12 protein-coding genes, 7 tRNA genes and 3 rRNA genes are annotated in these 18,860 nt (G+C 54.7%); 21 read left to right on the top strand and 1 reads right to left on the bottom strand.

All coding sequences use genetic code 11. The features are described 5' to 3' along the window. Positions 1-180: 180 nt before the first annotated feature. The 6 genes from tyrS (at position 181) to rrf (ending at position 7,118) form a co-directional block, all read left to right on the top strand. Positions 181-1,383, top strand: coding sequence for a tyrosine--tRNA ligase (gene tyrS, locus SIC19_RS06640; protein WP_075195697.1), 1,203 nt, complete (start codon positions 181-183; stop codon positions 1,381-1,383). A 367-nt stretch (positions 1,384-1,750) separates the two neighbouring features. After that, positions 1,751-3,290: ribosomal RNA gene (locus SIC19_RS06635) — 16S ribosomal RNA — on the top strand. Between the two features lie 111 nt (positions 3,291-3,401). Next, positions 3,402-3,478 (top strand) — tRNA-Ile (locus tag SIC19_RS06630). Positions 3,479-3,574: 96 nt separating this feature from the next. Continuing rightward, a tRNA-Ala gene (locus tag SIC19_RS06625) sits at positions 3,575-3,650 on the top strand. A 355-nt stretch (positions 3,651-4,005) separates the two neighbouring features. Further along, a 23S ribosomal RNA gene (locus SIC19_RS06620) occupies positions 4,006-6,901 on the top strand. Between the two features lie 101 nt (positions 6,902-7,002). Further along, positions 7,003-7,118, top strand: a 5S ribosomal RNA gene (gene rrf, locus SIC19_RS06615). The 16S, 23S and 5S rRNA genes sit together here with 2 tRNA genes alongside, the layout of an rRNA operon. A gap of 45 nt (positions 7,119-7,163) precedes the next feature. Here rrf and SIC19_RS06610 read toward each other — a convergent pair. Further along, positions 7,164-7,376, bottom strand: coding sequence for a hypothetical protein (locus SIC19_RS06610; protein ID WP_185906501.1), 213 nt, complete (start codon positions 7,374-7,376; stop codon positions 7,164-7,166). Here SIC19_RS06610 and SIC19_RS06605 point away from each other — a divergent pair. The 15 genes from SIC19_RS06605 (at position 7,311) to secE (ending at position 18,854) form a co-directional block, all read left to right on the top strand. After that, positions 7,311-8,474, top strand: coding sequence for an ISL3 family transposase (locus SIC19_RS06605; protein WP_127400823.1), 1,164 nt, complete (start codon positions 7,311-7,313; stop codon positions 8,472-8,474). The two genes, SIC19_RS06610 and SIC19_RS06605, sit on opposite strands and share 66 nt — an antisense overlap. Positions 8,475-8,882: 408 nt before the next feature. After that, positions 8,883-10,082, top strand: a complete 1,200-nt coding sequence (locus tag SIC19_RS06600) for a hypothetical protein (protein WP_127402093.1) — start codon at positions 8,883-8,885, stop codon at positions 10,080-10,082. After that, on the top strand, positions 10,082-11,173 hold the full coding sequence (locus SIC19_RS06595; RefSeq protein WP_091644650.1) for a hypothetical protein: 1,092 nt from the start codon (positions 10,082-10,084) through the stop codon (positions 11,171-11,173). The genes SIC19_RS06600 and SIC19_RS06595 overlap by 1 nt, the downstream gene beginning before the upstream one ends. After that, on the top strand, positions 11,170-11,718 hold the full coding sequence (locus SIC19_RS06590; RefSeq protein ID WP_007154034.1) for a hypothetical protein: 549 nt from the start codon (positions 11,170-11,172) through the stop codon (positions 11,716-11,718). The genes SIC19_RS06595 and SIC19_RS06590 overlap by 4 nt, the downstream gene beginning before the upstream one ends. Before the next feature lie 9 nt (positions 11,719-11,727). Beyond that, positions 11,728-14,127, top strand: a complete 2,400-nt coding sequence (locus SIC19_RS06585; RefSeq protein ID WP_127402092.1) for a DUF6160 family protein — start codon at positions 11,728-11,730, stop codon at positions 14,125-14,127. A 109-nt stretch (positions 14,128-14,236) separates the two neighbouring features. Beyond that, positions 14,237-15,205, top strand: coding sequence for a biotin--[acetyl-CoA-carboxylase] ligase (locus SIC19_RS06580; RefSeq protein ID WP_075195653.1), 969 nt, complete (start codon positions 14,237-14,239; stop codon positions 15,203-15,205). Next, positions 15,202-15,936, top strand: a complete 735-nt coding sequence (locus tag SIC19_RS06575; RefSeq protein ID WP_075195654.1) for a type III pantothenate kinase — start codon at positions 15,202-15,204, stop codon at positions 15,934-15,936. Before SIC19_RS06580 ends, SIC19_RS06575 begins: the two co-directional genes overlap by 4 nt. Then, a complete protein-coding gene (locus SIC19_RS06570; protein WP_228712275.1) occupies positions 15,933-16,667 on the top strand; it encodes a hypothetical protein in 735 nt (244 codons plus the stop codon). The genes SIC19_RS06575 and SIC19_RS06570 overlap by 4 nt, the downstream gene beginning before the upstream one ends. A 31-nt stretch (positions 16,668-16,698) precedes the next feature. Further along, positions 16,699-16,774 (top strand) — tRNA-Thr (locus SIC19_RS06565). Positions 16,775-16,814: 40 nt separating this feature from the next. Beyond that, a tRNA-Tyr gene (locus SIC19_RS06560) sits at positions 16,815-16,898 on the top strand. Between the two features lie 10 nt (positions 16,899-16,908). After that, a tRNA-Gly gene (locus SIC19_RS06555) sits at positions 16,909-16,983 on the top strand. A gap of 18 nt (positions 16,984-17,001) precedes the next feature. Continuing rightward, positions 17,002-17,077: transfer RNA gene (locus tag SIC19_RS06550), tRNA-Thr, on the top strand. 50 nt (positions 17,078-17,127) lie between these two features. Next, positions 17,128-18,324: an elongation factor Tu gene (gene tuf / locus SIC19_RS06545; protein WP_007154018.1), complete on the top strand. Its 1,197-nt coding sequence runs from the start codon at positions 17,128-17,130 to the stop codon at positions 18,322-18,324. Positions 18,325-18,376: 52 nt separating this feature from the next. Beyond that, positions 18,377-18,452 (top strand) — tRNA-Trp (locus SIC19_RS06540). 33 nt (positions 18,453-18,485) lie between these two features. Continuing rightward, positions 18,486-18,854, top strand: a complete 369-nt coding sequence (secE, locus tag SIC19_RS06535; protein ID WP_007154029.1) for a preprotein translocase subunit SecE — start codon at positions 18,486-18,488, stop codon at positions 18,852-18,854. The last annotated feature ends 6 nt before the right edge of the window (positions 18,855-18,860 follow it).

The following is an 18,860-nucleotide window of genomic DNA, read 5'->3' as shown; positions in this document are numbered from 1 at the left end:
GGCATACTGGCCGGATTTCTGAGGCCGGGATTGTTATAATACCCGGCCTTAAATACGCGACTTTGTTCAAAAACTGAGCAGGTACACTTTAACAGGGGTGCTGGTAACGCACAGATTTCTTTTGTAGATCTCTGTAACTGTCGTCCGGCCCAAATGATCAGAATTGAGGGTGTGTGGTACATGGCATCTATTGAAGAGGCGCTGGCCGTTATCAAACGCGGCATGGATGAGTTGATCCCCGAGGAAGGGTTGATTGAGAAGCTCCGGGAGGGGCGCCCTCTCAGGATAAAGGCCGGATTCGATCCTACGGCCCCAGATCTTCACTTGGGCCATACGGTTCTGATCAACAAGCTGCGACAGTTCCAGGACCTGGGGCATGAAGTGATCTTCCTTATAGGGGATTTCACCGGAATGATCGGTGATCCCACCGGCAAGAGTGCAACTCGCCCGCCTCTGACGGAAGCGCAGGTTGCTGCCAACGCCATTACCTATAAAGAGCAGGTGTTCAAGATCCTGGATAAGGAAAAGACACGTGTGGTGTTTAACTCCGACTGGATGAGCAAGCTTTCTGCGGCTGACATGATTCGTCTGGCGGGGCAGTATACGGTTGCCCGTATGCTCGAGCGCGATGATTTCACCAAGCGCTACCGTGCCGAGCAGCCCATCGCCATTCATGAGTTCCTGTATCCACTGGTTCAGGGGTATGACTCGGTCGCCCTTGAGGCTGATGTGGAGCTGGGCGGGACAGATCAGAAGTTCAACCTCTTGATGGGGCGGATTCTCCAGAAGCACTATGGTCAGAAGCCGCAGGCTGTATTGACCATGCCGTTGCTGGAAGGGCTGGATGGTGTCCAGAAGATGTCAAAGTCGTTGGGCAACTATGTCGGCGTTAATGATTCGCCCGGTGAAATGTACACCAAGCTGTTGTCCATGCCGGATGACCTCCTGTGGCGTTATTTTGAATTGCTGAGCTTCCGGCCGTTGGCGGAAGTGGATGAGTTTCGTGCTGCAGTGTCCGGGGGTGCAAATCCGCAGGACTACAAAAAGCTGCTGGCAGAAGAAATTATCACTCGCTTCCATAACGCTGAAGCGGCGGCGACAGCGCACAAGTCCGCGGGTAACCGGGTGGGCCTGGGTGAAATACCCGAGAACGTGCCGACTATCGAGGTTTCCCTCTCCGGGCAGGAGCAGTTGCCCGTTGCTACAGTGCTTCGCCTCGCAGGGTTGGTGAAGAATGGGGCCGCTGCCAGAGACGTACTTGGGCGTGGCGCTGTCTTTATTGATGGTGAAAAGCACGAGGGTGATCGCTTCTTTAATCTGGGCGACGACTGCGTTGTGCAGGCGGGTAAGAAGAAAATTGCTCGCGTAGTGATCACGGATTGATCGAAAAGTAAGGTTTTTGAGAAAATATTGAAAACCGCGTTGACAGTCGGAGTGAGCTCTGTAGAATACGCATCTCTTTCGAGGGGCACGCCACTGAGGCGGGCCGGAAATTGAAAGACAACCGTTTGAATTAATTGAAGATTTCGAGTTTCAAAATTCTTCAGAAAGCGGTTGACAAGGCAGCGATTCGATGTAGAATACGCCACCTTGATCGGGCAAGCCCCGAACGCTCTTTAAAAAGTTAACCAAGTAATTCGTGTGGGCGCTGGCCGAGGTATTTCGGATACGAAATATCAGGACAGTGACTCGTCGAAATTGAGTTTTGTCTTGAGCAAGAATAGAGAATCTTCGGATTCTTGTATGATTTAAACTGAAGAGTTTGATCATGGCTCAGATTGAACGCTGGCGGCAGGCTTAACACATGCAAGTCGAGCGGTAACAGGGGGAGCTTGCTCCCCGCTGACGAGCGGCGGACGGGTGAGTAATGCATAGGAAACTGCCCAGTAGTGGGGGATAGCCCGGGGAAACCCGGATTAATACCGCATACGCCCTTTGGGGGAAAGCAGGGGATCTTCGGACCTTGCGCTATTGGATGTGCCTATGTCGGATTAGCTAGTTGGTGGGGTAAGAGCCTACCAAGGCGACGATCCGTAGCTGGTCTGAGAGGATGATCAGCCACATCGGGACTGAGACACGGCCCGAACTCCTACGGGAGGCAGCAGTGGGGAATATTGGACAATGGGGGCAACCCTGATCCAGCCATGCCGCGTGTGTGAAGAAGGCTTTCGGGTTGTAAAGCACTTTCAGTGAGGAGGAAAACCTTACGACTAATACTCGTGAGGCTTGACGTTACTCACAGAAGAAGCACCGGCTAACTCCGTGCCAGCAGCCGCGGTAATACGGAGGGTGCAAGCGTTAATCGGAATTACTGGGCGTAAAGCGCGCGTAGGTGGTTTGATAAGCGAGATGTGAAAGCCCCGGGCTCAACCTGGGAACGGCATTTCGAACTGTCAGGCTAGAGTATGGTAGAGGAGTGTGGAATTTCCTGTGTAGCGGTGAAATGCGTAGATATAGGAAGGAACACCAGTGGCGAAGGCGGCACTCTGGACCAATACTGACACTGAGGTGCGAAAGCGTGGGGAGCAAACAGGATTAGATACCCTGGTAGTCCACGCTGTAAACGATGTCAACTAGCCGTTGGGACTCTTGAAGTCTTAGTGGCGCAGCTAACGCACTAAGTTGACCGCCTGGGGAGTACGGCCGCAAGGTTAAAACTCAAATGAATTGACGGGGGCCCGCACAAGCGGTGGAGCATGTGGTTTAATTCGACGCAACGCGAAGAACCTTACCTGGCCTTGACATGCAGAGAACTTTCCAGAGATGGATTGGTGCCTTCGGGAACTCTGACACAGGTGCTGCATGGCCGTCGTCAGCTCGTGTCGTGAGATGTTGGGTTAAGTCCCGTAACGAGCGCAACCCCTATCCCTAGTTGCTAGCAGTTCGGCTGAGAACTCTAGGGAGACTGCCGGTGACAAACCGGAGGAAGGTGGGGATGACGTCAGGTCATCATGGCCCTTACGGCCAGGGCTACACACGTGCTACAATGGTGCGTACAGAGGGCTGCAAACCCGCGAGGGGGAGCTAATCTCACAAAACGCATCGTAGTCCGGATCGGAGTCTGCAACTCGACTCCGTGAAGTCGGAATCGCTAGTAATCGCGAATCAGAATGTCGCGGTGAATACGTTCCCGGGCCTTGTACACACCGCCCGTCACACCATGGGAGTGGATTGCACCAGAAGTGGTTAGTCTAACCTTCGGGAGGACGATCACCACGGTGTGGTTCATGACTGGGGTGAAGTCGTAACAAGGTAGCCGTAGGGGAACCTGCGGCTGGATCACCTCCTTAAACGAAGCCGAATGCTTCGGTCAGAGTCCACACGAATTACTTGGTTAGCTTAAGAAGAGAGCAAAGGGTCTATGCAGGCCCGACTTGGCTTGTTTCAGGACAAGCAAAACCGGGTCTGTAGCTCAGGTGGTTAGAGCGCACCCCTGATAAGGGTGAGGTCGGTGGTTCAAGTCCACCCAGACCCACCAGAATTGCGTAGCTCGTCGTTGTGTCCGGACTTGCATAGCAGGCTATGCGGCGCCCGAACACGCCTAGATCTACACAATTCTTGTAAATAGCTTTTAGGGGCTGTAGCTCAGTTGGGAGAGCGCCTGCCTTGCACGCAGGAGGTCAGCGGTTCGATCCCGCTCAGCTCCACCAATACCTGGACAGATCGATGAATGCCTGGCTTCGGTCAGTGTGCAGAAACAAGCGTTTCGGTTTAATGACAAGAGTTGTTAAGCGGAAGTTCTTCTTTCTGATCACTGGGTCAGATTTGCTCTTTAACAAATTGGACGAGATAGAACACGAATACTTTTTCTCATTATCTCCGAGAGAAAGTGTTCAATGTGATAGCGATTTCAAGCGTTATCCGGTGTTGTCGTTGAAGTGGTTGTATATGACTTCGAGTGACTGTCTCTGAATCTCATCTCTGAATGAGAAGGTTGTGTTCACTTCGGTGGGTGCGATGTTCTGGTTGGGTGTGAGAAACGGATCAGTTGTCTTGGGGTTATATAGTCAAGCAACTAAGCGCATACGGTGGATGCCTTGGCAGTCAGAGGCGATGAAAGACGTGGAAGCCTGCGATAAGGCTCGGGGAGCTGGCAAACAAGCTGTGATCCGGGCATCTCTGAATGGGGAAACCCACCGGTCTTCGGACCGGTACCGTACGGTGAATACATAGCTGTACGGGGCGAACTCGGGGAACTGAAACATCTAAGTACCCGAAGGAAAAGAAATCAACCGAGATTCCCTCAGTAGCGGCGAGCGAACGGGGACCAGCCCTTAAGCTGGACAACTGGTAGGAGAAGGCCCTGGAAAGAGCCGCCATAGTGGGTGATAGCCCCGTATCCGAAACCTGAGTCCAGTGAAATCGAGTAGGACGGGACACGAGACATCCTGTCTGAACATGGGGGGACCATCCTCCAAGGCTAAATACTCCTGACTGACCGATAGTGAACCAGTACCGTGAGGGAAAGGCGAAAAGAACCCCTGTGAGGGGAGTGAAATAGATCCTGAAACCGTATGCGTACAAGCAGTCGGAGCGGACTTGTTCCGTGACGGCGTACCTTTTGTATAATGGGTCAGCGACTTATGTTCAGTGGCGAGGTTAACCGTTTAGGGGAGCCGTAGGGAAACCGAGTCTGAATAGGGCGATTTAGTCGCTGGGCATAGACCCGAAACCGGGCGATCTATCCATGAGCAGGTTGAAGGTTGAGTAACATCAACTGGAGGACCGAACCCACTGTCGTTGAAAAGCCAGGGGATGACTTGTGGATCGGAGTGAAAGGCTAATCAAGCCCGGAGATAGCTGGTTCTCCCCGAAAGCTATTTAGGTAGCGCCTCGGACGAATACCACAGGGGGTAGAGCACTGTTTCGGCTAGGGGGTCATCCCGACTTACCAACCCGATGCAAACTCCGAATACCTGTGAGTACTATCCGGGAGACACACGGTGGGTGCTAACGTCCATCGTGAAGAGGGAAACAACCCAGACCGCCAGCTAAGGTCCCCAAATACCAGTTAAGTGGGAAACGATGTGGGAAGGCTCAGACAGCTAGGAGGTTGGCTTAGAAGCAGCCATCCTTTAAAGAAAGCGTAATAGCTCACTAGTCGAGTCGGCCTGCGCGGAAGATGTAACGGGGCTCAAACTGGTTACCGAAGCTGCGGCTGTGCACGCAAGTGCACGGGGTAGGGGAGCGTTCTGTAAGCCTGCGAAGGTGTGTCGAGAGGCATGCTGGAGGTATCAGAAGTGCGAATGCTGACATGAGTAACGACAATGGGGGTGAAAAACCCCCACGCCGGAAGACCAAGGGTTCCTGCGCAACGCTAATCGGCGCAGGGTGAGTCGGCCCCTAAGGCGAGACCGAAAGGTGTAGTCGATGGGAAACGGATTAATATTTCCGTACCTTGGATAGCTGCGATGGAGAGACGGAGAAGGCTAGGTGAGCCGGGCGACGGTTGTCCCGGTTTAAGCATGTAGGCAGTGGGATTAGGCAAATCCGGTCCCACAATGCCGAGACGCGACGACGACTGCCCTTTTAGGGCGGGAAGTCATTGATGCCCTGCTTCCAGGAAAATCTTCTAAGCTTCAGGCTATTCGAGACCGTACCCCAAACCGACACAGGTGGTCAGGTAGAGAATACCAAGGCGCTTGAGAGAACTCGGGTAAAGGAACTAGGCAAAATGGTGCCGTAACTTCGGGAGAAGGCACGCCGGTGGTATGTGACGCCCTTCGCGGGTTGAGCAGAAGCCGGTCGAAGATACCAGGCCCCTGCGACTGTTTATTAAAAACACAGCACTGTGCAAACACGAAAGTGGACGTATACGGTGTGACGCCTGCCCGGTGCCGGAAGGTTAATTGATGGGGTTAGCGCTTGCGCGAAGCTCTTGATCGAAGCCCCGGTAAACGGCGGCCGTAACTATAACGGTCCTAAGGTAGCGAAATTCCTTGTCGGGTAAGTTCCGACCTGCACGAATGGCGTAACGATGGGGGCGCTGTCTCTACCCGAGACTCAGTGAAATTGAAATCGCCGTGAAGATGCGGTGTATCCGCGGCTAGACGGAAAGACCCCGTGAACCTTTACTATAGCTTCACAGTGAACTTTGAGCATGTTTGTGTAGGATAGCTGGGAGGCTTTGAAACCAGGACGCCAGTTCTGGTGGAGCCAACCTTGAAATACCAGCCTGACCTGTTTGAGGTTCTAACTTCGACCCCTTATCGGGGTTAAGGACACTGTGTGGTGGGTAGTTTGACTGGGGCGGTCTCCTCCCAAAGCGTAACGGAGGAGCACAAAGGTGGGCTAAGCATGGTCGGACATCATGCGGTTAGTGTAATGGCACAAGCCCGCTTAACTGCGAGACAGACACGTCGAGCAGGTACGAAAGTAGGTCATAGTGATCCGGTGGTTCTGTATGGAAGGGCCATCGCTCAACGGATAAAAGGTACTCCGGGGATAACAGGCTGATACCGCCCAAGAGTTCACATCGACGGCGGTGTTTGGCACCTCGATGTCGGCTCATCACATCCTGGGGCTGAAGCCGGTCCCAAGGGTATGGCTGTTCGCCATTTAAAGTGGTACGCGAGCTGGGTTTAGAACGTCGTGAGACAGTTCGGTCCCTATCTGCCGTGGACGTTGGAGATTTGAGGAAAGCTGCTCCTAGTACGAGAGGACCGGAGTGGACGAACCGCTGGTGTTCGGGTTGTGTCGCCAGACGCATTGCCCGGTAGCTATGTTCGGATAGGATAACCGCTGAAAGCATCTAAGCGGGAAGCCCCTTCCAAGATGAGATCTCCCTGGACCCTCGAGGTCCCTGAAGAGCCGTTCAAGACCAGGACGTTGATAGGTCGGGTGTGTAAGCGCTGCGAGGCGTTGAGCTAACCGATACTAATTGCTCGTGAGGCTTGACTATATAACACCCAAGACAATTGCGGATAACGCAAGAGCCATTGTGCTCAATCGAAATCAACATCACATCGTTCTACCTCGTCCACCCAGTGATCAACCGTTTTGCCTGACGACCATAGCGGTCTGGAACCACCTGATCCCATCCCGAACTCAGCCGTGAAACAGACCAGCGCCGATGGTAGTGTGGCTTCTGCCCATGTGAGAGTAGGTCATCGTCAGGCTCCTAATATAAAACAGCCCCGACAGCGTATGCTGCCGGGGCTTTTTTATGGTTCATCGCGGGTTAGCGTGAAAAAGTAGGAGACGGCGGTAAAACCGGTTAGTTTTGAGTTCGCCAAAACAACAAAATTAGCCAATCCACCGCCGCCTCTATGAATGCTAATCTTCTTGATCTGTTCTGGGAAGGATTCACGATGGAATCCTACGTCCAGATTGACGCCCACTCCGTGCTCATCCGACTGCAACCTGCCGCTGATCATCTACCCTGCTGCAGTGGTTGTAACCAGCACACGCTTGCCATCCACGACACTAGTACCCGACGAGTTCGAGAGCGCGACCTGTTTCATTATCGAGTTTGGCTGGATGTGCCTGTCCGTCGAGTTCGCTGTGTATCCTGTGGTCCCAGACTTGAACAGATTCGCTGGTTACCAGGGCGACAGCGCCTGACAGCGGGCATGATCAATTGGATTGAGTCCTTGGTGCGCCTGATGCCAGTTCAGCATGTAGCAACCCTGTTGGGGTTGCACTGGCATACGGTCAAAGCCGTCGACCATCAACGTCTCAAGCGGGAAGTGACTGAGCCTGACAGGCATCGAATTCGCCGATTGATCATGGATGAGTTCGCCTTGTTCAAGGGGCACCGGTACGCCACCGTGGCGATTGATGCAGACACGCAGCAAGTGCTCTGGGTTGGAGAGGGGCGTAGCCGAGCCGCTGTGCGTCCCTTCTTTGAATGGTTAGGAGCTGAGGCGTGCACGCGGATCGAAGCTGTGGCGATGGACATGAATACCGCCATGGATCTGGAAGTTCAGCATCATTGCCCTAACGCTCGCGTGGTTTACGACCTGTTCCATGTTGTCGCCAAGTTCGGACGGGAAGTGATTGATCGGGTTCGGGTCGACCAGGCCAATCAGCTTCGACACGACAAGCCCGCTCGAAAGGTAGTGAAGCGAAGTCGCTGGCTATTGCTCAGAAATCGGACCAACCTCAAAGATGATCAAGCTCTGAAGCTCGAAGAGTTGCTGCAGGCTAACCAGCCTCTGATGACAGTGTATGTGCTGAAAGACCAGCTCAAAGAGCTCTGGTACGCCCCTTCAGAGGACGAAGCCAAGCAACGCTGGCAGGACTGGTTGAATCTGGCAATGAGCAGTGGGCTGGCACCAGTTCAGCAATTTGCCAGACGCCTCAAAGGCTATGTCGAAGGTATTATCGCCAGTGCTGTCTACCGGATGAATACCAGCGTCCTGGAAGGGATGAACAACAAGATTAAGGTCATCAAACGGATGGCCTATGGCTACCGGGACAACGACTACTTCTTCCTTAAGATAAAAGCAGCGTTTCCCGGTAAAGTGCGATGAACCTTTTTTATGTTTGGATCGAGGCCCTGCTGTGCACTACAACGGCCCCATGTGACAAACCTGCCAACGGCAGGTGCAGGACGCCAGAGCGCAGCGACGGCGGGCCCGAAGGGCCGAAGGCCGACAGGCCTGAGCAATGTAGGTCATCGTCAGGCTCCTAATACCAAAAACCCCCGCGGCTTCGCCGACGGGGGTTTTTTATTGCCTGTAAAAAAGTACCTTCAGCGTCGACTCATTTTTCAAATCTATGACCTTGCTCACAGTGACAAACTGTAAACGAGGTTAGGATCTGTACAAGAACTGGCCAAAATAAAAATTGCCAGCGAAAGCAGCATTAGTGTTCAGAGACACTCATCGAAAATAACAATAAACCGCTTTTCAGAATGCGGTTAATGGTGAGATCTGTCTATGAATCGTGTCGTTTGGCATTTGTTAGCGGTGCTGTCAGTGACCCCTCCTGCGTTTGCGGACCTGCAGCCAATCTCCGATAGCGATATGTCGGAAGTAACTGGTCAAGCATTCATTTCGGTTGATCGCCAATATCACCCCGACGAGACCGACAATACCTCTTATACACGCGTTAACCTGGGAATGGACATTGATATCCAGACCAATGTTGACGTACTCGAGTTGGGGCGCTACGAGCGGGATGGTGAAAAAGCCGAAACGTCCGATGTCTATATAGAGGACTTTGCGCTCGGATATATCAATAACCAAGCGTACTTCGAGCGCAACTCCAAGGCGCCCCGCCAGCTCAAGCCGGATGGCTCGGCCTATGGAGAAGGCGAAATCGTCCCGTTTAACATCGAGAGCCCCTATCTGGAATTTGCGTTCGACGAGGGCGCTCAGGAGATCGTTGGTTTTCGGCTGGGCTTCGGAGAGTCCATGGGCATCCTCTCTGGCAAGATTGAAACTCTCACCGGCAACGTCAATGTAGACATCATTGATCGCGGTGAAGGTTTGAGTCAGGCGAGCTCCGGCGGCAACTTCTTCGATCAGGTCATCGTTCTGCTTACCCCGTTGCTTGAAGGTGGCAGTCCGCTCCAGACCAAGGCGCAACTGGTGTACGGCGAAGAAGGGCATCCTGATATCGGTGAGCTTGATCCCATTCGGGCGGAACATATTGGCATCCCTAATGGAGAACGCTTCGTGCTCGAGGATGCGGGCGGGTTCACTCGCTGGTCCGTAAAGAACCTTATTGGTTGGGGCTCCAGTTCCCGTATTGACGTGCCTGATTGCTCTTTCTTCAGTTGTGGCAGCGGAGATATTTATGTCTACGCCCAGGACTGCCTGGTCCTGGGTATCGATTCCTGTTTTGACCTCGATATTTACAACAGCTTTCCAATCGGCACGGTGGAAGAAGTTGGTAATCAGCGGAGGATTACAGGACCGGCCGACGGAGCGTTTATTTCATTCCAGACCAAAGACCTTGACTGGCTGGAAGACGTCAAGAACACCAACCCGACGCCGGAGGATTTCATTCGGGCGACTTCCGGGGCCTTCTTCAATATTCCGAACGGTGCAACCGAGGTCAATCTTAACGAGGCCCTTTACGGCACCGACCGTTACCGAACGGAATACATCGATCGGGGCAGGGGGTTGTTTTGATGTTATCCAGAAGGCGCCTTCTAACCCCCACTGTCTGGTCGTTCTGCCCCACGCGAGTTTGCGCTGTCCTGGGACTGTTACTCGGAACGTGCACAGCAAACGCGGAACTTCAGGACCTGTCAGAGCAGGAACTGTCGGAGATCGATGGCGCTGGCATTGGAGTCGTGTTGGAAGACTTCACGTTTTCCCATGGCACGGACACGCCCGATGCCAATGGTAACCAGGCCCGGATTTTCAAGATTGGCGGCCTTAAGAGTACGGACGGCCGCGATGTCGAGATCGTGGTGAATCACTTGTACATCTCCGGAACCGGCAGCAACTACGGGCAGAACCTAAGCCCGGTAAATATTGGTCGGCTGGTGAATCCCTATCGGATTGACGTGGTCGACGGCAATAGTATCGGCATCCGGGACAAGGCCGTTCTCGAGTTCGCGGCGCCAGCTTTGGTGGACGCTGCCCAAGGGTACGACTGTATGAGCTCGGGTGCTATTGCGGGTAGTGGCGTTTGCTCCAGTCGGCCGGCGACGGCGGATTTTGTAGGTGAGCGCCCTGATATCGGGCTGCAGATGAATGTGGCTGTGGGAGAAGACCGTTCGGCCAATATCAACATTCATGCGAAAAGCGCAGTTATTGATGGTAGCTATCTTCGCCTTTGGGGCGATGACGATCGTCGACAGATGGTGGGGCAGTTCAAGCTCAATTTCCAAACACCGGAATTGTCGATCAATGCCTGTTCTCAGGATGGCCAATCCTGCGGTTCAAGAATCACCATGACCAACTTTGCGCTGGAGCTGGCGATTGGCAACCAGTTGCAGCCGGTATTTTTCGACGTTGATGGCACTGGCAATTTTGTGGTGGAAGTCGCGGCCATCGAGCCGCCAGCTCCGGGATCAATTGGCGCTGATGGGCTGCGAGGTAGCAGTGACGCGCAAACCTGGGATTTCTATGAGGACTATTACACCAATCCCGATTATCGCAGTAACCTGCACATCGGAAATTTTTCCGTGGGTGACCGGGATTTCGGGTCGGCACGGGTCGAGGGCATGCTGATTCAGCACCTTGATATCCGAACCAAGGATCTGGCGCCATGAATAGACGGTACGCGCATGCCCTGTTATTGGCCCTCGCATTGTCCAGCTCAAAACATGCGGTGGGTGAACTCGATCGTCTGAACGATGAGGCACTCTCTGAGGTATCCGGTCAGGGCGGCATATATTTATCAGGGGATATCAGCATTAATGAAATGGGCGGGCCTATTGAGAACGGCTATTTCGGCCGTTGTGATGATGCCGGTAAGAAGTGCGGTGCCAGGCTGGCCTACCGATTGAAAGAGGATGGCGGCTGGATGGTGCTGGATGAGATCAGGGGGAACTTTGCCTTCGAAGGACTGACCCTCCGTGTTCGTTCGATTGATTCCGGATTTGCCGGTGACGGCGAGGCGTTCAACGGTGACGTTGTAGAGATTGGTCTGCCGGATACCGTTCGCTACAACGATGTGCGGTTCAAAATCGCCGGGAGCAACACACCCAGACCAACAGACCCGGGATTCCAGCAAACAGACATCTTTGCGGTGGAAATGCAGGGTGACGTCATCATGGAGGGAAACCTATTGGTTTTCCCTACGGGAAATCCATAGGGAGCGGGTATGGCCGGGATCAGAAAGCACATCGTGGTCACACAGTCTGTGAGGGGCGTAGTGTTGGCGTTGTCGGCACCCGCGATGGCGGATATGCAGCTTCTGGGCGACGAAGATATGGCGGATATAAGTGGCCAAAGCGGTATTACCCTGGAAATGGAGCTGGGTATGACCGCGGACCGTTTAACGTATTTCGATGATGATCGCGGTATCTACCTTGAGGATTTCCGGGTTGGTTCAGCAAGCCAGCCAGGTGAGTCGGCTGCTCATGTCATAAGGGTCGATATCACCGATGAGGCGTCGTTGAATCTGGACTACCTGGTTGAGGATCGGCGGATTGAGTTCGGCGATATACGGTTGGCTGGCGCCCCGGGGATTGGCATGGGTGGCATTTTCTTTGATCACAGCCTGCAGGGAAACCTGCGCATCAGCCCGGGAGGTGCGTTTGGCTCATCGGGTTACACATTCGACACTGCCTACACCATGACCGGCGGCCGCCTGGGCTATCGAACCAACGGTAATGAAGTCTTCCTGGATGATATCACCCTCAGTGTAGAGGCCCTGGGTGTCACCCTGGATGTAGTTGGCAGTACTCTGGAGCTGAACGCCCCCCGCGTATCCGGTTCCTACGATGTGGGAGCAATCCGATACAGTAATAACCCTGCCAATCATGGCAACACCTACGACGTCGCAAGTGGCCAGGCCCTGTCCAGTTACGGCGGGCTCAGCGGTTCCTTCGACCTCTCGTCGAAAACCGGCATTACAGCCGGTGGGCGCGAAGGGGAGGGTTTTCGGTTGGATAACGAAACCACGATTAACAGTGCATCCTTTATCTATCATGACGACGACCACGCGCTTGCGTTCCGCGAGATTACAGGACAATACCGGCTGAATGATCTCCGGGTGGACGTGACAGCGGACCGATACGGACGCGACGCCCTGGGGTTCACGCTGGGGTCGCTGAGCGGGGAATTTAACATTGGTCGCATTGAAATGGGCGCCAGCGGGCAAAGTATTGGCGAAGTGAATGTCAGCTTCATGCTGCAGGACCACGTCTACAACGGGCGCAGCTACACCAACGCGGTTTACCTGCAAGGTGGGGGGCACCCAGATGCCGGCTCTCAAGGGCTCAGGTTGTCCACTGAGTGGAGTTTGCAGTTGGCCGACCTGAGCTATACCGAGGATGGCAACCGCGTTATCTTCAGCGGACTGCAGTCCTGGGGGCAGGGGGATGTCACAGTTAACGTTACGCGGGATGGTGAGCTTAATGGAACGCGTTTTTATGACGGGCTCCGGATTGGCTTTGAGGATGTGTCGGCCGGCTACAGGATTAATGGCTTACGAGTAGGCAGCGAGGATGCCCCGCTTCAGGGTGGTACGGAGCTGCTTCTGGCGCTTGGCTTCTACCCGGCTTACGAATTCGATATGGATGGCCAGGTGACGCTTGGAGCGGGCGGTGCCAGTGGTGAGGGTCTAACCATCAACTCGGATATCCGTATACGGAATGGCCGGGCTGCTATCATCGCCGCGCCTTACGATGAAGGTTCGGGGGAGATTTCTCAAAAGGGTTTGTGGATCAGCGATCTCAGCTACGATGCCCATGTTCGGGATATGACCCTGGATGTGACCGAAGACGGGCTGGCCCTCATCAAGGGGGAGGCCTGGAGCCTTATGGATGTTGGCAACCTGCGGGTTGGCGATAAGGCGGTGGGATCAAGCTTTGGCCGATTTGTGGTTCAGAAATACGAAACCGGAAGTAGCATGATCATTGTCCCGGGTGGGGCTGGCAATGTCTGCGCCGGCGGTTCGGGGGACTCTGAGTCGGCCTGTGCTGCATCGGGCGGAATATGGGAGGCTCGTGGTGATGAGGGAATCACGATCCAGCTCAAACAGATACTCGCAAGGGAAGTCAGTGAGGCGCGCAAGAATGCATTTACCTGGGAAACCAATCGTCAGGTGGATTCCAGTGGCAAGCCGATCAACAACACAGGCTCCAGGCTCGTACTTGACGATATTCATACCAGCGATGGCGGTGACTTCGACGGTGACGGTGTAGACGACAATACCTTTGGGATACGCACGGACCTGTCTGTCGATGTCTACCAGACCAAGGTGGTCAAGAAGACAGATGGCGCAGATGCTTTGGGAGTGGTCGGCGCAAGGGGCGACGAAAAAATAATGGACCCGGCCGCAGGGGCGGGGTACCGCTATGTATCATCGCCCACTGCGGCTGACCTGGATAATCGCCCGCTGGGGTTCGCCGTTCGGGCGAGGAGCCAGTTCAAGGAGCTCTCCATCAACAACATTGATCTGGTCCATCCCTCCGGTGGTCCACAAACAGCAGTCTATGGCGTGAAAATGCAGAACTTCAATATTGAGGCCAATCTGACTGCAACGCCCATACCCTGAGGTCTCAGGCGGCAAATTTTGGACGTGCCGCGGCGTCGTCCTTTGTCTTTTGGTTCGACGTGTTGTTTAATCCCGCCCTGATCCCATTCAAATACGCGGGCGTTCCTTGATGAAATCCAAAGCACTTCTTGGCCTCCTGGCAGACGGCCAGTTTCATTCCGGTGAGTCCCTTGCCAGCAGTCTTGGCATCAGTCGCACGGCAATTTGGAAGCAGGTTCGTCGTGCAGCGGAGGAGGGTGTCCGTATAGAAACCATTCGTGGCAAGGGCTATCGCCTGTTGAGCGACATGGACTTGCTTGATGCGGAACGGATAACGCAGAGTCTGGCGCCGGATTGTCGCACCAGGGTCGAACTGATCGTAATGGATGAGGTAGATTCGACCAATGCTGAAATTGTACGACGCCGTGCGGGATCCGATTCCGGTCGCATTCCCGTGTGCATCTCCGACTGTCAGACCGCCGGCCGTGGCAGGCGCGGCCGGCCCTGGCAAAGCCCACGGGGACAGAACCTGTACCTGAGCCTGGGGCTGACGTTTCGAGGCAGCTTCGCCATGCTGGATGGTTTAAGCCTGGTTCTGGGTGTGGCGGTCGCCGAAGCCCTGGAGCAGCATGGTGTTGCAGATGTGGGGCTGAAGTGGCCCAACGATATTTTTCTCGGCGGTAGCAAGCTGGCTGGTATTCTGGTTGAGCTTCAGGGCGAACTTGAAGAGGGGGTGGTGCAGGTTGTTGCAGGTATTGGTCTGAACGTGCATATGAAAGAGTCTGCGGAGGTGGATCAATCCTGGAGCAGTCTTGACATAGCCGTGCCTGAACGTCGCTGGAATCGTAGCGAGCTTGCGGCGTCACTCGTTAATTCCGTCCTTGACTCCGTGGACGAGTTCGCCAGTCTGGGGTTTACCGGGTTCCGTTCACGTTGGCAGGGTCGAGATATTTTTTCCGGTAAGTCTCTGGTTGCCAGCCAGGGTGGACTCGCCGGGAACGGGCGTGGAATCGATGATACCGGTAATTACCTGATCGACGACGGCAAAGAGCTGGTCAGGGTTCGTGCCGGCGAGATAAGCCTGCGAGCCCGCCCATGAAGCTATTGGTGGATGCCGGGAATACCCGGCTGAAGTGGCTGCTGGTCGGCGATGGTCATTTGGCTGGCACCGGTTCCGCCATTCTGGACGCCGACGACCCATTCTGCGACATCCGTTGTCAGTCCGCCCATATCAGGCGAGTTGCAGTATCCACTGTGATCTCGGAAGAAAGGCGCCAACATTTGCAGATGCAGTTGGAAGCGTTCTGTCGTGCTCCGATTGTGTTTCATTGGGCTGAACCCCATCGAGGTGGTTTGGTGAATGCCTACACCGAAACCGACAGGATGGGGGCCGATCGCTGGCACGCCATGTACGCTGCATGGCAGGCCGATGAGGGTGGTTTTGCCGTTGTTGATGCCGGCAGTGCTATTACGATTGATTATGTTGCCGACTCGGGGGCGCACCTGGGCGGCTATATTCTCCCGGGTAAGCAGATGATGCTCAGGTCCTTGAGGCAGGACGCTGCGAGAATTGGTTTTGATGTCAGTGATGTGCAGGCTGCGGAGCCTGGAGCGTCGACAACCGAATGCGTCCAGCATGGACTGGTCTGGCTCTGGGCATCAATGGCTGCACGGATTGAGGCGGATTGCCGTCGTCTTGGTCTTGGTCGCGTCCTGGTGACGGGAGGCGACGCCGAAGGCCTGCTTGATGCCGGGCTTTCGGCCCACCACGAGCCTTCATTGGTGCTCAAGGGGCTTGCGGCTGTTGATGGGGAGAGTGAACGCGAATGAGGTGGTTTGCTGTTGCCCTGATTCTGATCAATGGGGCGCTTTGGTTATACGGGGACAAGCTCGGACCAAAGCCCGTTGCCGTTGTAACCGAACGCCAGGCATTGCCGCGGGTGGCTGATCTGAAACCGCTGTCGCCAGAGGTTGAACCCGAAGCCGCCCAGGAGGATGTGACGCTGGCCGAGGGCGAAGCCACTCAGTCAGCCGTTGATGTTGAGGCTTCGCCAGAGAGGGAAGCGGTTCCCCTGAATTTCTGCGTTCGGTTGGGGTGGTTCGACTCGGAGCAGAGTGCGCGGCAGGCTTATCGTTCCCTGGGGCGGCCTGGAACCGACTACGACGTTGCTGAGGAGGAGCGGGAACTGGCACCACTGCATTGGGTGATCATACCTCCTCAACCGGAAGATCGGGCGCTGGATCTGTTTCGCGATCTCCAGCAGAGGGGGATCGACTCCTACCTGGTAACCCGGGGCGAGAATAAAAATGCCATTTCTCTTGGGCTGTTCGAGTCCCGACAGGCCGCCGAAAATGTCCTGGCTGAAAAAAAACGCCAGAATCTCAATGCAATACTGGCCAACTTCCCCCGAAATCAGCTAAGCTACGCGCTCGTTTTTGAAGACCAACTGGTGCCGGATTCCGGTGCGGTTGGGGCGGCGGAAACGGATTACAGAGAGAATTTCGACATGGTCGAAATCAGGCGTTGTGAAGGTGTTGCAACGCGTTCTGAAAATCCGTAGTATACCGCCCTCGCTGAAGAGGCGAATGTGAGCTGGCGTAGCTCAGTTGGTAGAGCAGCTGACTTGTAATCAGCAGGTCGGGGGTTCGATTCCGTCCGCCAGCTCCACTTTAAGTTTAGGCAGGTTTGCCGTTGGCATACCTGACTCGGAGGGGTTCCCGAGTGGCCAAAGGGATCAGACTGTAAATCTGACGCGAAAGCTTCGCAGGTTCGAATCCTGCCCCCTCCACCACTTATTGCTCGCGGGCATCGTATAGTGGCTATTACCTCAGCCTTCCAAGCTGATGACGCGGGTTCGATTCCCGCTGCCCGCTCCAATTTGTAGTGTTGAAAGCGCTCATGTAGCTCAGTCGGTAGAGCACATCCTTGGTAAGGATGAGGTCACCGGTTCAATTCCGGTCATGAGCTCCATTATTTGTCCGGTCAACGTTACGGTCCAGTTGATTAGGGAGATAGGTCGAATGTCTAAAGCAAAATTTGAGCGTAATAAGCCGCACGTAAACGTGGGCACCATTGGTCACGTAGACCATGGCAAGACCACGCTGACAGCCGCGCTGACTCGTGTGTGTCACGAAGTGTGGGGTACTGGTAGTGCAAGCGCATTCGACCAGATCGATAACGCACCGGAAGAGAAGGCGCGTGGTATCACCATCGCGACCTCTCACGTTGAGTACGATTCGCCGGCGCGTCACTATGCGCACGTTGACTGCCCGGGCCACGCTGACTACGTGAAGAACATGATCACGGGTGCGGCGCAGATGGACGGCGCGATCCTTGTTTGTTCCGCAGCTGACGGCCCCATGCCGCAGACTCGCGAGCACATCCTGCTGTCCCGCCAGGTTGGCGTTCCTTTCATCGTTGTGTTCCTGAACAAGGCGGACATGGTTGATGACGAGGAGCTGCTGGAGCTGGTCGAGATGGAAGTTCGCGAACTGCTGAGCCAGTACGACTTCCCGGGCGACGACACGCCGATCGTTACCGGTTCCGCGCTGATGGCGCTGGAAGGTAAGGATGATAACGAAATGGGTACTACCGCTGTTAAGAAGCTGGTAGAAGCCCTGGACGAGTACATCCCGGATCCGGAGCGTGCGATTGATCAGCCGTTCCTGATGCCGATCGAGGACGTGTTCTCCATCTCTGGTCGCGGTACGGTTGTAACCGGTCGTGTAGAGCGTGGCATCATCAAGGTTGGTGACGAAGTGGAAATCGTCGGTATCAAAGATACCGTGAAGACCGTTTGTACCGGTGTTGAGATGTTCCGCAAGCTGCTGGACGAAGGTCGTGCTGGTGAGAACGTTGGTGTTCTGCTGCGTGGTACCAAGCGTGACGACGTTGAGCGTGGTCAGGTTCTGTGTGTGCCGGGCTCCATCAAGCCGCACACCAAGTTCGAGTGCGAAGTGTACGTGCTGAGCAAAGAAGAAGGTGGTCGTCATACCCCGTTCTTTAAGGGTTACCGTCCGCAGTTTTACTTCCGTACCACCGACGTCACAGGTTCCTGTGAGCTGCCGGAAGGTGTGGAAATGGTTATGCCGGGTGACAACGTGAAGATGAGTGTTACCCTGATTGCTCCGATCGCCATGGAAGATGGCCTGCGCTTCGCGATTCGTGAAGGTGGTCGTACCGTTGGTGCCGGCGTAGTCTCAAAGATCATCGAGTAATTGCTCTTTTTGAGTAAGAACTTGAAGTAAGTGCGCTGAGTTGTTTCGGTGCAGGCCAGTAGCTCAATTGGCAGAGCAGCGGTCTCCAAAACCGCAGGTTGGGGGTTCGATTCCCTCCTGGCCTGCCATTTTTTAACATCCGGATACATAAGCTGATTCCTATGGAGTCAAAAGCCGATCGTTCGACCAGTAGCTTCGATGCAGTAAAGTGGCTGGTCGTATTTGTTCTGATTGCAGCGGGCGTCGTTGGCAATCAGTATTTTAATGCCGAGTCACTGCTGTATCGGGTGCTGGCTCTCGTAGCTCTTGCTCTGGTCGCTGCTTTTGTGGCGCTCCAAACCGAGCGTGGTCGGCGTTTTGCGACTCTGCTCAAGGAAGCCAGGGTTGAAATCCGGAAGGTCGTATGGCCCACCAGGCCGGAGCTGATCCAGACCACAGCCATCGTCGTTGTGTTTGTATTGGTTGTGGCGTTGATGCTGTGGGGTATGGATTCGTTGATCAGTTGGCTGGTCTCCGGAGTTATCGGGTAACAGGAG

Origin of the sequence: Marinobacter sp. MIT930201, assembly GCF_047122665.1 — a bacterium.
Lineage (GTDB): Bacteria > Pseudomonadota > Gammaproteobacteria > Pseudomonadales > Oleiphilaceae > Marinobacter > Marinobacter salarius.
Note: the sequence above shows the minus strand (reverse complement) of the source record. Positions and strands in the feature narration are given on the sequence as shown.